Origin of the sequence: Singulisphaera sp. GP187, from assembly GCF_900129635.1 — a bacterium.
GTDB lineage: Bacteria > Planctomycetota > Planctomycetia > Isosphaerales > Isosphaeraceae > Singulisphaera.
Map to the genome: position 1 here is coordinate 4,653,704 of NZ_FSRB01000001.1, position 14,358 is coordinate 4,668,061.

Annotated in this window: 5 protein-coding genes; 4 read left to right on the top strand and 1 reads right to left on the bottom strand. The window is 64.2% G+C overall.

Annotated elements, in window-relative coordinates:
* The first annotated feature begins 279 nt into the window (after nucleotides 1–279).
* The 3 genes from BUS42_RS17980 to BUS42_RS17990 all read left to right on the top strand — a co-directional run bounded on the left by BUS42_RS17980 (nucleotide 280) and on the right by BUS42_RS17990 (nucleotide 9,742).
* Nucleotides 280–4,128: an efflux RND transporter permease subunit gene (locus tag BUS42_RS17980; RefSeq protein WP_074308464.1), complete on the top strand. Its 3,849-nt coding sequence runs from the start codon at nucleotides 280–282 to the stop codon at nucleotides 4,126–4,128.
* Entirely contained in the window at nucleotides 4,125–7,394 is a 3,270-nt protein-coding gene (locus BUS42_RS17985) for an efflux RND transporter permease subunit (RefSeq protein ID WP_074308466.1), read from the top strand. The genes BUS42_RS17980 and BUS42_RS17985 overlap by 4 nt, the downstream gene beginning before the upstream one ends.
* A 614-nt stretch (nucleotides 7,395–8,008) precedes the next feature.
* Nucleotides 8,009–9,742 (top strand): porin, encoded by a 1,734-nt coding sequence (locus tag BUS42_RS17990; RefSeq protein ID WP_074308468.1) that lies wholly within the window; start codon nucleotides 8,009–8,011, stop codon nucleotides 9,740–9,742.
* Between the two features lie 114 nt (nucleotides 9,743–9,856).
* Here the strand turns inward: BUS42_RS17990 and BUS42_RS17995 are convergent, their stop codons facing one another.
* Nucleotides 9,857–13,387 (bottom strand): serine/threonine-protein kinase, encoded by a 3,531-nt coding sequence (locus tag BUS42_RS17995; protein ID WP_074308470.1) that lies wholly within the window; start codon nucleotides 13,385–13,387, stop codon nucleotides 9,857–9,859.
* Between the two features lie 225 nt (nucleotides 13,388–13,612).
* Here BUS42_RS17995 and BUS42_RS18000 point away from each other — a divergent pair, with 225 nt between their 5' ends.
* Nucleotides 13,613–14,209 (top strand): RNA polymerase sigma factor, encoded by a 597-nt coding sequence (locus BUS42_RS18000; protein WP_074308472.1) that lies wholly within the window; start codon nucleotides 13,613–13,615, stop codon nucleotides 14,207–14,209.
* Nucleotides 14,210–14,358 lie beyond the last annotated feature (149 nt).

Sequence of the window (14,358 nt, forward strand, 5' to 3'; positions counted from 1 at the left end):
GAATTATGCGCAATTCCCGGGTGCCACGGGTTGTACTCAACCCGTGAGCCAAAAACCTGGGCAATCGCTCACGGGTTGAGTACAACCCGTGGCACCCAACGGCCTTTGCATCCCCGCGGTCACCCATCAGAAAATCAAAGAAAACCGAGACCAACGGCTTAGCCCTGGATCGGGTCGTTGAAAAAAAGCGGGAGAGCACGCCCTCCGCTTACCTGAGAATGGGAGTTTCGCTCGCCTCAGAAGTTTGGAGATCGTTCTCACAAAGGGGGTTCCTCATCGATGATCTCTCGCTTCTTCATCGATCGACCCATCTTTGCGTCAGTCCTGTCGATCATCATCGTCCTGACCGGCGCGATCTCGCTGCTGACCCTGCCGATCGCCCAGTACCCCCCGATTACCCCGCCGTCGGTCCAGGTTTCAATCAGCTACCCAGGGGCCAGCGCGCAGGTGGTGTCGGACACGGTCGCCGCGCCGATCGAACAGCAAGTCAACGGCGTCGAGGGCATGCTTTACATGTCCTCACAGATGGGCAACGACGGTTCCTACACGTTGACAGTCACGTTCGATATCGGCACCGACCTGAACACAGCGCTCGTCATGGTGCAGAACCGGGTGGCGCTGGCCCTGCCCCAGTTGCCAAACTCGGTCCAGCGGCAAGGGATCACGATCAAGAAAAAGACTCCCGACTTGTTGATGATCGTCAGCTTCCGCTCGCCGGACGGACGTTACGACGACCTCTACTTGAGCAACTTCGCCACCATCTACGTCAGAGATGAACTGCTGCGACTGGACGGGGTCTCGGACATCACCTATCTCGGCCAGCGCGACTACAGTATCCGCGCCTGGCTCGACCCGCAAAAGCTGGCGGCGTGCAACATGACCGCGCTCGAGGTGGCCAACGCCATCCGGAGCCAGAACGTCGAATCGGCGATCGGACAGATCGGCCAGCCACCGGCCCCCGAAGGCCAATCGTTCCAATTGCCGGTCGACACCCTGGGCCGGCTCACCGATCCGGATCAGTTCGCCGCGATTATCGTCAAAGTTGGCGGCCTGAGCGCCCCCGCCCTGCCCTCCGCCGGAGCCACGGCGCCTTCCCAAGGCAACGGCAGCATGCCGACCCCGGGAATCCCCAATCTCTCGCCCATCATCGGGACGACCGGAGCGGGACCGACCACGAGCCCAGGCGTGCAAACCAGCAGCAGCCCTCCCCCAGGGGGCGCGACTACCGGCCTCAATCCCACGACCAGCCAGATCCCGACTTCCAACAGCCTGGTCACGACGACGAACAGCGTCATCTCGGGATATGAACCGTTCAGCGTCTCCCCATTCGGTCCCGGAGTCCTGGGGGGCGGGACCATCGGAGGCGGCGGAACCACCGGCGGGGGCGGGACCACCGGAGGCGGCGGGACGACGGGGGGAGCGGCGGCGGGCGGAGGGATGAGCGGGCTCTCCATCAACACCGCAACAAGCCAGAACATGCTGGGATACAGCCCCGTCAACAGCGCACTGACCGGCCCTAGACCAGGGCGGCCGTCGGCCAGTATCGTCCGCCTCCGCGACGTGGCGCGCGTCGAGATGGGGGCGCAAAACTACACCCAGTCTTGCAGCCTCGACGGCCGGCCGTCGGTGGGCCTCGCCGTCCGCCAACTCCCAGGGACCAACGCGCTCGAGATCGCCGAACGCGTGCGGAGTAAGATGGACGAGCTCAAGACCCGGTTCCCCGACGGGGTCGACTACCAGATTTCTTATGACACCACGCCGTTCATCCGCCAGTCGGTCGCGGAGGTGGTGCAAACCCTGCTCGAGGCGGTGGTGTTGGTCGGGCTGGTGGTGCTCGCCTTCCTCCAGAACTGGCGGGCCGCGCTGATCCCGCTGATCGCCGTACCCGTCGCCATCGTCGGCACCTTCGCCGTCATGGCCGCGATCGGGTTCTCGCTGAACAATATCTCCCTGTTCGGCCTGGTGCTGGCGATCGGGATCGTGGTGGACGACGCCATCGTGGTTGTCGAAAACGTCGAGCGCTGGCTGGAACAGGGGCTCTCGCCGCTCGAGGCCACACGCAAGGCCATGGACGAAGTGACCGGCCCGGTCGTCGCGGTGGCCCTCGTGCTCTGCGCGGTGTTCGTCCCTTGCGCGTTCATCAGTGGAATCACCGGCCAGTTCTTCCGGCAGTTCGCGGTGACGATCGCCGTCTCCACCGTCTTCTCGGCCTTCAACTCTCTGACGCTCAGCCCGGCGCTGGCCGCCATCCTGCTTCGGCCGCACGACGCCCCCAAGGACCCGTTGACTCGATTGCTGGACGCCCTGCTCGGCTGGTTCTTCCGGCTGTTCAACCGGTTCTTCAGCGCCGCGACCGCCGGCTACTCCTGGGCGGTCGGCAAGCTCTTGCGGTTAAGCCTCCTCGTCCTGCTCGCCTATGGCGGGCTGGTCGGCTTGACCTACTGGGTGTTCGTCCAGGCCCCCACCGGCTTCATCCCGGAGCAGGATCAAGGGCGGCTGATCATCGGCATTCAGCTCCCTGATTCCGCGTCGCTTCAGCGGACCGAGACCGCCATGGCGCAAATCGAGAAGATCACCCGCGCGACGCCAGGGGTGGCACACACGATCAGTATCTCGGGCACGTCGTTCGTCCTCTCGGCCAGCGGCTCCAACTTCGGCTCGATGTTCGTCATCCTCGACCCGTTCGAGGCGAGGAAGCACCCCGACCGGCGCGACACGGCGATCATGGCCCGGCTCCGGAAGCGTTGGGCCCGAGAAGTCAAGGATGCCCAGGTCACCGTGTTCGGAGCGCCTCCGATCCCGGGCTTGAGCGTCGCGGGCGGCTTCAAGCTGATGGTCGAAGACCGGGGCGGCCTCGGCCTCTCGGACCTCCAGCGCAACACCGACCGCCTCACCCAGGCGTTGCGAACCCAGCCCGGCCTGACCGGAATCTCGACCCAGTTCCGCTCCAACACGCCCCAGCTTTATATGGACATCGACCGGACCAAGGTCGAATCCCTGGGGGTGTCGCTCGACGACGTGAACCAGACGCTTCAGATCTACCTCGGGTCGCTCTACGTCAACAGCTTCAACGAGTTCGGCCGCTACTGGCAGGTGACCGTGCAGGCCGAGGGCGAATACCGGGCACAACTCGAAAACATCAACCTGCTCAAGGTCCGGAACAAGTGGGGCGAGATGGTCCCGCTGGGCACCCTGGTCGCGGTCCGCGAAATCGGCGGTCCCGTCTTCGTCACCCGCTACAACCTCGCCACCGCCGCACCCATCACCGGCAACGTCCTGCCAGGGACAAGCTCCGGAGACGCAATCGCCCTGATGGACAGCCTGGCATTCAAGACCCTGCCCCGATCCATGAAGACGGAATGGACCGAGTTAATGTTCATGCAAATCAGGGCGGGCAACACCGCGATGGACGTCTTCGCGTTGGCAGTCGTCTGCGTCTTCCTCGCCCTGGCCGCGCTTTATGAGAGCTGGTCGTTGCCGCTGGCCGTGATCCTGGTGGTGCCGCTCTGCCTGCTCTGCTCGGTGGTCGGTGTGCTCTTGACGCACACGGCGGTCAACATCTTCGTCCAGATCGGCCTCGTGGTGCTGGTCGGCCTGGCCTGCAAGAACGCGATCCTGATCGTGGAGTTTGCCAGGCAGATGCAGCAAGAGGGCCGGCCCCGGTTCGAGGCCACCCAGGAAGCGTCGCGGCTCCGACTCCGGCCGATCCTGATGACGTCGCTGGCGTTCATCCTCGGCGTCGTCCCCCTGGTCATCGCCGAGGGGGCCGGCTCGGAAATGCGTCGGTCGTTGGGAACCGCCGTCTTTAGTGGCATGCTCGGCGTGACCCTGTTCGGGATCTTCCTCACGCCGGTCTTTTTCTACGTGATCCAAGGGGTCAGCGCGACCCGGCTGTTCGCAAGCGGCACGATGCGCTGGAGCTACTCCAGTTTGCTCGTCGGCCTGGCCTGCTTGACACTCGTCCTCTTGCTGGGGCGGATCGATGTCGTTCATCCGGCCTGGGTGCCCTTGGTGGGGGCCGGAGCGGGCGTCCTCGCCGCATTTCTGGTTTTCAAGATTCAGCGACGGAATCGACGAAGGCGCCTCGCCCCGGCAGTCCGAGCCACGAGTGGAGATTCACGGTCATGATCTCGCGATTCTTCATCGACCGGCCGATCTTCGCCTCCGTCCTGTCGATCATCTTCGTGCTGGCGGGGGGCGTGGCCGTGTTCACGCTGCCGGTGGCCCAGTATCCCGACGTCACACCGCCGACGGTCCTGGTGACGGCCCTCTACCCGGGGGCCAACGCCCAGACCGTGCGCGACACCGTGGCCGCGCCCATCGAAGCGCAGGTCAGCGGCGTCGAAGGCATGATGTACATGTCGTCGCAGTGCACCAATGACGGCGTCTACAATCTGACTGTGACCTTCAAGCTGGGCATGAACTCAGACATGGCGCAGGTCCTGGTCCAGAACCGGGTCTCGCTGGCGCAGCCGGTCATCCCGGCACTGGTCCAGAGCGAAGGCATCAACGTCAAAAAGATGTCTCCGAACACGATGATGATCGTGAACCTGATATCGCCGGACGGCCGGTACGACAGCACCTTCCTCAGCAACTATGCGACGATCTACATCAAGGATGAGCTGGGACGCCTCCCCGGCATCGCCGGGATCACCTACCTCGGCCAGCGCGACTACAGCCTGCGGGCCTGGCTCGACCCCGACAAGCTCGCGGCGCTCAACCTCAGCGCAGGGGACGTGGTCAACGCGATCAACCAGCAGAACCTGCAAGTCGCCGCCGGGCAGATCGGCCAGCAGCCCGTCCCCAAAGGTCAGCAATTCCAGTTGACCATCAACACGTTGGGCCGGCTCACCGAGCCGGAACAGTTCGGCGACATCATCCTCAAGGCCGGTCCCAGTCAGCCAGGGACGCAGCCGGCTCCCGAAGCCTCGACCGGCCAGACGAGCGCGGACGCACAAGGGAGCCAGAACGCTCAGGGCGTCCCCCAGGCCATGACGACGGGCATCGTCCGGTTACGCGACGTGGCCCGCGTCGAGCTCGGATCGCAGCAGTACGACCAGTCGTGCACCCTGGACGGCCAGCCCTCCGTGGCGCTCTCGGTCTATCAACTCCCCGGCTCGAATGCCCTGGACACCGCCGCCGGGGTCTACGCCAAGGTGAAGGAGCTCAAGACCCGGTTCCCCGAAGGGATGGATTACCGGATCGTTTACGACACCACGCCCTTCATCAGCGAGTCGATCCATGAGGTTTTCAACACGTTACGAGACGCCGTGATCCTGGTCGCGATCGTGGTCCTCGTCTTCCTCCAGAACTGGCGGGCCGCTTTGATCCCCTTGATTGCCGTCCCGGTCGCGATCGTGGGGACGTTCGCCGTCATGGCGGCCCTCGGCTATTCGCTGAACAACCTCTCGTTATTCGGCCTGGTGCTGGCGATCGGGATCGTGGTCGACGACGCCATCGTCGTCGTCGAGAACGTGGAGCGCTGGCTCGAGCAGGGGCTCGCGCCACGCGATGCCGCCTATCGTGCCATGGACGAGGTGACCGGGCCGGTCATCGCGGTCGCCTTGGTGCTCTGCGCCGTGTTCGTTCCGTGTGCCTTTCTCGGGGGAGTCACCGGCCAGTTCTTCCGGCAGTTCGCGGTGACGATCGCCGTCTCGACGGTGATCTCCGCCTTCAACTCGCTGACCCTCAGCCCAGCCTTGGCCGCGATCTTGCTCCAGCCACGTGACGCTCATCCCGATCCGTTGACCCGACTGCTCGACCTGCTGCTCGGCTGGTTCTTCCGCCTGTTCAACGCAGTCTTCGGCGCCGGCACGGCATGGTACACGCGTCTGGTCGGCGGCCTGCTCCGGGTCAGCGGCATCGCCCTGCTCGTCTACGCCGGCCTGCTCGTGGTGACGTACCGGGAATTCAAGAACGCCCCGACAGGCTTCATCCCGCAACAGGACAAGGGGTATCTCCTGCTCAACGTGCAGTTGCCCGATTCCGCGTCGGTCGAGCGGACCGAGAAAGTCATGGCCCGCATCGAGGCCTTGGCCCGGGACACGCCGGGGGTCGGGCATACGGTGGGCATCTCCGGCCAGTCGCTGATCCTGAACGCCAACGCGCCGAACCTGGGCTCGCTGTACGTGATGCTCAAGGAGTTCGCCCAGCGGCGCGGCCCCACACTGACGGCCGACGCCATCGCCGCGAGGTTGCGCGAGCGCTGTGGACGCGAGGTGCGCGGGGCCGTCGTGTCGGCGTTCGGAGCGCCTCCGATCGACGGCCTGGGCACGACCGGCGGCTTCAAGCTGATCATCGAAGATCGCGGCAATCTCGGCCTGGGGACCTTGCAACGCGTCAGTGATCAGATCGTCGGGCGAGGCAACAAAACAGGAGGCTTGCAGGGCCTCTTCAACAGCTCACGGACCGATACCCCTTGGCTCTACCTCGACATCGACCGAACCAAGTGCGCAGCCCTCGGCCTGTCGGTCAGCGACGTCTTCAGCACCTTGCAGTTTTATCTCGGGTCCTATTATGTCAATAATTTCAATGAGTTCGGCCGGACCTGGCAGGTGAACATCCAGGCCGATCCGCGGTTCCGCGCCGGGGTTCCGGCGATCCGGCAGTTGCAAGTCCGAAGCGCTCAAGGGCAGATGGTCCGGCTCGGCACCCTGTTGTCCGCCCGCAATATCAGCGGGCCGGTCTCTGTCTTGCGCTACAACATGTACTCGGCCACGGCCATCATCGGCAACACCGCGCCGGGGACAAGCTCGGGACAGGCGATTGCGCTGATGCAGGAGATCGCCGGCAAGGAATTGCCCCGATCGATGGCGATCGACTGGACCGAGTTGACCTACTTGCAGCTTCAGGCGGGCAATACCGCGATGTACGTCTTCGCGCTCGCGGTGATCCTCGTCTTCCTGGTCCTGGCGGCGCAGTACGAGAGCTGGTCGCTCCCCTTGGCCGTCATTCTGGTCGTGCCGATGTGCCTGCTCTGCTCGATCGTGGGAGTGAGCCTGGCCCAGATGGAAGTGAACATCTTCACCCAGATCGGCTTCGTGGTGCTGGTCGGCCTGGCGAGCAAGAACGCGATCCTGATCGTCGAATTCGCCAAGCAACGGCAGGAGTCCGGCGCATCAAGGCGCGAGGCGACCCTGGAAGCCTCACGCCTGCGGCTCCGGCCGATCCTGATGACCTCGCTCGCCTTCATCCTCGGCGTCGTTCCGCTCGTCGTCTCTCAAGGCGCCGGCGCCGAGATGCGCCGGGCCCTGGGCCAAGCCGTCTTCAGCGGCATGCTCGGCGTGACCGCGTTCGGCATCTTCTTGACGCCCGTCTTCTTCTACGTCATCCAAGGGTTTGGCGGCGTGAAACACGAGGGATCCCCGCCCAAGTCGACCGAGCCCCCACCTTGAAGCGGAACCAATCGCTTGGTTCCTGCTTCCTAAAGGCGGGCCTAAACTTTCTTTGTATTGAATGATATGCAAACCCTGGGTGCCACGGGTTGTACTCAACCCGTGAGCCAAAAACCGGGGCGATCGCTCACGGGTTGAGTACAACCCGTGGCACCCACCGGCCTTTACATCCCCGCGGTCGCGCATCAGAAAATCAATGAAAACCGAGACTAACGGCTTAGACCAATAAATCCCAACATCATCAAACTTGAGAAGCAACTAAACTCAGCTTGAGAGCATGCGTCCCGGCCAAACGGACAGGCCCAGGCACCGAACATGCCGCGAACCCTACAGTCCCGAAAAGCAGACATGTTGTCGCGATCCGCATTTTCCTCAAGTTGTCGCCGTCTTGTCACGATAATCAGTTTGAATCACGCTGCAAAGGCGATCGGTTTCGCGTCGCCGATTCCAGATTCCCGCAGATCGTCCCGTCCACCCCGTCAGACAGATCGCCCGTCATCGCTTGAGCGCCCCAACCTCGGCGGCTTGATGTTGACTCTCAACCGTCGGCCATGCGGATCACGCTCCCCTCAGCGGTCGAACTTTGTTCTCATTGGGGATAGACGAGAACCCAAATGATCCGACGTAAAGAGTCGAACCCGCTTTACGGGATCTCGCTTGCGATTTTGGGCGTGATCCTCACCTGTGGGCCTGGAAACCTTCGGGGGCAGGAGCCAGCTCCTGCGGCGCCAAGGTCAAACGATCCCGCAAAGGTGGTCGCTCCGACTCCCGATCTGCAACAAGAACTTCTCGATCGCCTCCGCAAGATGGAGCAACGCCTCGACCACGTGACGAAGCAGAACGAGGATCTCTCGCAGGCGAATCAGCGGCTCACGGAGCAGGTTGAGGATCTGTCGCGTGCGATCAAGAAGCCTGCCACCTCAGTCGGAGATGGCACGGCAGCCCCCGGCTCGGCCGGCGCGACGCCGGCCGCGGGATCCGGGCCCTCGGGTCGTGGATCGACCAACGACCAACCACCGAGCGCAGGCGGAGGGTCGAAGGCTTCGGGCGGCGACCCCACGGTCACCGGACGAGCCCAGGAAGTGGGCAATCGCCACCGCGGTAAGCTTGCGCTCAAGTCGCGCTATGACTTCGATAACGACGGTTTTATCTGGTCGACCGAGGACGACGAGATCTCGCTCGGCATCCGCATGATGTCCCAGGTCGAGTCGCGAATCTACCAGCAGCCGAACCAGGGACCCGTCAGCAGCGGGTTCTACAACCCTCGGACCCGCGTCTACTTCGAAGGGCACCTGAGCAAACCCATTCAGTATGAGGTTTCCGTTCAGAACACGTTCGACACGGTCAACCTGCTCGATGCCTACCTCAACTTCAACTACGACCCGCGGTTTCAACTGCGACTGGGTCGTTATAAGTCACCATTCACGTATGAGTGGTATCGGATCCACGTCTGGGACCTGCTCGCGCCGGAACGGTCGCTCTTCGCCAACAACTTCGAGGGCAACCGGCGGTTCGGCCTGATGGGCTGGGGAAATCTGTTCGAACAACGCCTCGAATATGCCGTGGGGACGTTCAACACCCAGCGAAACTCCTATCAGCCGTTCAACAACCGCCAGGACGTCATGGCCTTCCTCAACGCCAAACCGTTCTACCACCGCGAGGACGACTTCTTACTTCGCGACTTGCAGTTCGGCGGTTCGGTGAACGCCGGGCACGAGGACCAGTCGACGATCCCTGGGGTATTGCGAACCAACTCGGCGCCTTCGGCCGCCGGAGCCAGCAGCACCTCGGCGAGCAACGCCGCCACCTTGCCGTTCCTGGCGTTCAACTCGGACGTCCGGGAACGCGGCCCTCGAGCGCTCTGGGAACTCCACACGGCCTACTACTACCGTGGACTCACGCTCTTGGGGGCGTGGCAAGGGGGCTACGAGAGCTATGCCAAGGGAGCGGAAGGGTCGACAACCCGGATCCCAATCAATGGCTGGTTCGCCCAGATCGGCTACATCGTCACCGGAGAGACGATCCGCGACCGTACCCTCATCGACCCGATCCACCCCTTCGATCTCCGCCCCGGGCGATTCGGCCTCGGCGCCTTCGAGCTGACGGCTCGCTACAGCGAGCTCGACCTCAATTCCCGGGTGTTCACCGCCGGCCTGGCCGATCCGAACCTCTGGACCAACCGGACCGAGATGACGGATGTTGGCTTCAACTGGTACTTGAACAAGTTCGTCAAGATCTACTTTGACTGGGAGCACGCCATGTTCGCTCAGCCGGTCATCTACCGCCCCGGCCCCAGCCTCCAGAAGACAAGCGACCTGTTCTGGCTCCGCATGCAAGTCTACTTCTGAACCTCGAAGGTCCAGCTTCCCCTCGCCCATCAACGCATAAACAAATCAGCGATCACTCACACATCAACAGTCACGTCCCATACATACCGAATTCCCAGAGCTTCAAGAGATCGCTCAAGGTTTTCCTTCTCTCCCTCGTGGCTGAGTTTCCTCGGGCCCCTGCCACAGTTTCACCGCGCCGTCGTGACTGCCCGAGGCCAGGTATCGACCGTCGGGCGAGAAGACCACGGCGTTGACCTTCGCCAGATGCCCCTTGAGGGTCAGCCGCTCCTGACCGGTGATCGGGTCCCAGAGCCGCACGGTCCGGTCCTCTCCGGCCGAGGCGACGGTCTCGCCGTCGGGGGAGAAGCCCACGGCAAGCACCTTGCTGAGGTGCCCGCGGAGCGTGACCAGGTGCCGGCCGTCGGCGACGTCCCAGATCGTCACGTTTCGGTCCTCGCCCCCCAGGGCCAATCGTGTCCCGTCGGGGGAAAACGCCAGCGAGCTGATCTCACTCCCCGATTTCCAGGTACGCCGGATGCGGCCGCCGGTCGAATCCCGGAGGATGACCCACTTGTCGTTTCCCGCCGAGGCCAAGATGCGGCCGTCGGGAGAGAACGCGAGCGCCCTGACCGTATCCTGGTGCCCCTCGAGGATCGCGCGGCAGGTCCGCGAGGCGACGTCCCAGAGCCGGATCGAGAGGTCACTGCCCGCCGAGGCCACGGTTTTCCCGTCCGGCGAGATCGCGACCGATCGAATGCGATCGATATGTCCGACCAGCGTGGCGAGTTCACGGCCCTGCTCCACGTCCCAGAGCTTGACGTGCTGGCCGAGTTCCACCGTCGCCAGGGTTCGGCCGTCAGGGAAAAAGGCCAAGGCGCTGACGGTGGAATAATGCCCGCGCAACGTCGCCCGCTTCCGACGTTCCGCCACGTCCCAGACCACGATCGTGTTGTCATCGCTGCCCGAGACCAGGGTCCGACCGTCGGGGGAGAAGGCGAGCGACCAAGTCTCAGCGGAGTGTCCCGCGAGCGACGAGTCCTCAAGCGCCGGGGCGAGGTGCCAGAGCCGAACCCGCGGGTCGTCTCCGCCGATCACCACGGTCCGACCGTCAGGCGTGAACATCAAAGAGCGGACGTTGCCGATCGGACGAGAGAAACGAGCCCGTTCCTCCCCGGTCGCCACGTCACAGACGCGTAAGGGAACTCCTTCGCCCCCCAAGGCCAAGGTCCGACCGTCGGGAGCGAACGCGAGCACAAGGACATCACCCTTGTCTTCGGACGGAACCGCCCACTTGCGTTCGGTCGCCAGGTCGCGGAAAACCACATCCCGATCCCCCTCGAGCGCCGCCAAGGTCGTTCCGTTGGGTGAGAACGCAATCCGACTTACGGTCGCGTTATGGTCTTTGAAGACCTGGACGAGTCGCCCGGAACCTGTCTCCCAGACCGCGAGACCGTCGTCGTCGAAACTGGCGACCAGCCGCTCGCCGTTGCGGGAGAAGGCCAGGTAGTGGACCTGCGAATCCATTCCGCGAAGTCGCGTCCGCTCGCGGCCCGTCGCGGCGTCACGGAGCGTCAGCGGGCGATTGGGGCCGTACGTGGCCAAGAACCGGCCGTCCGGCGAATAGGCGACGGAGGAGACTGCCGGGACCAAACGGCCCGGCGCCTGCCGGTCGAACCTCATCGAGAGGTCGCGGCGCGCACGAGGATCGGACGCATCAGGTCGCGTTTGATCCCAAACGTTCAACGTGGTTCCATCACGCGAAAAACCGAGAAAATTGACGATCCCGACGTTTCCAGCCGGCAAAGTCCAGCGGTTCCTGGTCAACACGTCGCGAAGCTGGACCACTCCGCGGTCGCCCCAACCCGCGGAGTCCGAGGCGCTTCCCGTGTTGGGTGCAATCCGCACCCAAGAGGCGGGGAGCGCGGCCCAAGGCCGGCTGGGGGCGAGGTCACGGAGCAGAACATTCCCTTCATAGTCGTAAGAGGCGAGGGTTCGGCCATCGGGGGTGACGGCCAAGCTGTAGACGGAGGCCGTGTGGCCCCAGAGGAGCGTGAAGTCGCGATGACAAAGGCGGTGGAGGTAGGACCACTCAAACCGCGGTGGGTCACCCTCCCCCAGTTCGGGGCGATCGTTGACGAGCAGCTCCTGGGCGAGCTCGACGTGCCCCGCCTCCCACGCCTGCTGAGCGAACTTGATCCGCGAGCTATGCCGGTGGCGGTGAGCGATCCGCTCGTTCTGTTCCGCCCGACTCTGCGCCAGACGCGCGGCGGCGGCCTGCCTTTGCTCGCGAGCCAGTGCCTCCTCAAGCGCCAGGCCATGACGCACCAGCCAGGCATTCGACCAGAAGCCCGCGATCAGGATGCCGGCCACGGCCGTGACGACCAAGGCTGCCAGTGCCGCTTCCGCGGGCCGCCGCCGGGTCCACTTGAGCAAGCGTCTCCCGATCGAGATCGGCCGGGCCCGGATCGGCTCGCCCGCTTGGAACCGCCGCAAGTCCTCGGCCAGGTCGGCGGCCGAGAGATAGCGGCGGCCCGGCTCGCGTTCGAGGCATTTCAGGCAGATCGTCTCCAGGTCGGCCGGCACGTCGGACCGCACCCGGGACGGCGCCTCGGGCAGATCCTCCAAGACCTTGCGCAGGGTCTCGAGCGGCGAGGTCCCCCGGAACGGCACCACCCCCGTGAGGAGCTCGTAGAGAATCGCGCCCAGGGCATAGATATCGGCGGGCGGCCCGACCTCGCGCGAGTGGCCGGCCACCTGCTCGGGCGCCATGTAGCGGGGCGTCCCGAGGAATGACCCGCTCAACGAGGTTGAGCCCTCCTGGGCGAGCGACTTGGCCAGGCCGAAGTCGGAGATTTTCGGCGTTTCGTCAGCCGCGATCAGCACGTTGGCCGGCGTCAGGTCGCGGTGCACGATCCCCCGCTGATGCGCGTGGTGAATCGCCCGGGCCAGGGTCTCGATCAGCCGGGCGGACCAATCCAGCCGGCGCTCCGATCGCCTCTGGAACTCGGCGAGGTTGCACCCTTCCACATATTCCAGAACAATATAGGGAAGGTCACCCTCTTCCACGAATTCATAGACTTGAACAATATTGGGGTGGTGGAGCCTCGCCACCGCCTCGGCCTCGAACCGGAGCCGTTCTCGCTCCCGAGGCCCCGCCAGCCCCCCGGCCAGGATCAGCTTCACCGCCACAATCCGGTTCAAGGCCGCTTGCCTGGCCTTGTAGACGACCCCCATCCCGCCGCGACCGATCTCCTCGATCAACTCGAACGGGCCCACCGGAGGAAGGACGCGGCCTTGGGGCCCAGGCGTGACTCCCCCCCTCTCGGCCCCCGCCTCCTCTGCGCGACGAGGTCCCTCTCCTTCACCTTCCTCGTCCTCCTCAAAGAGCCGGTGGAACTCCAGGAGCCGGCCGAGCCGGTCCCGCCACCGAGGGAAACGGGCGTACCATTCCTCGGCCGTGGGCGGTTCCCCCACCTCCTCGCGGACCACATACTCGGCATAGAGCAGTTCAATGACCGCGTCTTCGTCCTCGGCCAGATGCGGATGTTGATCCAGATAAACTTCCACCCGGCACGCCTCACCCGCGCGGAGTCGCCTCCCCAGCGCCGCGCAAAGGTCGCGGAGCTGCCGTTCTCGCTCGCCGGGAATGAGACTTGAACCCACGTTTCACCGCTTAAAAAGGCCGCACTGCTGACAAATCAAAGCCGGCGTTGCGTCCACGAGTCGGCCACCGACGACCCGTCGGTCATCGCGATCAAATTCAGCCAACCAGATAAAATGGGTGACATTGCACGACGGTTCCTTGCGAACCACCCGAGGCCGGTGTATTCTAAACCATCAATCACGATGTCGTGAAGATGTTGATCCATAATTCATCTGTTACCCCCCATGGATGAATCCTCTCACACGTTATTCTCCGTTCTCGTCGACCGCGCCCGAAGCGGGGACGAACGAGCCCTCGCCGAGCTCGCGGGCCAGTACGAGGCCGAGGTCAGGATCGCGGCCCGGGTTCTGTTGGGGCCGCTCTTGAGGCCTCACGTCGACTCGATGGACCTGGTGCAGTCGATCCATCGGAGTCTGCTGGTTGGCCTGCGTGCCAACAAGTTCGCGTTCTCGCGTCCCGAGCAACTCCTGGCTCTGGTGCTGACGATGGTCAGGCGCAAGGCCGCCCAGTGCGTACGGATCCAGTCACGCCGGCTCCGGCTGACCACGGAGGCCGTCACCTCGGGCAGTTGGCCGTCGATCGAGGCGAACACCCACGGCAACGATCCCGCGGTCGTCGTCGAGCACGACGACGAGCTCCGCCACCTGATGGATCGACTCGACGGCACGGAGCGTCGCGTGGTCGAGCTTCGCCTCCAGGGCTACAGCACGGCCGAGGCCGCCCGCGAACTGGGCCTTGATGCCGACGTCTTGAGAGTGCGTCTGAGCCGGTTGCGACGGAAACTCGTCAACTCTGAACGGCGGCTCGCCGAGGCGATCTAATCGGATCGGCTCTCGGCGATACCGCAACTCCAAGCCGACACCTCACCACCCGACTTGGCCAAACGTTCCGCATCCTTCCTGGCAAGAATGCCGGCGCGGGCGAGCAAAGCTCCAGGCAAAGCTCGCTTTTCGGCTTCCTCCGCTCACGC

Coding starts and splice junctions, on each gene's coding strand:
- BUS42_RS17980 (WP_074308464.1), top strand. CDS start 280: ATGATCTCTCGCTTCTTCATCGATCGACCCATCTTTGCGTCAGTCCTG.
- BUS42_RS17985 (WP_074308466.1), top strand. CDS start 4,125: ATGATCTCGCGATTCTTCATCGACCGGCCGATCTTCGCCTCCGTCCTG.
- BUS42_RS17990 (WP_074308468.1), top strand. CDS start 8,009: ATGATCCGACGTAAAGAGTCGAACCCGCTTTACGGGATCTCGCTTGCG.
- BUS42_RS18000 (WP_074308472.1), top strand. CDS start 13,613: ATGGATGAATCCTCTCACACGTTATTCTCCGTTCTCGTCGACCGCGCC.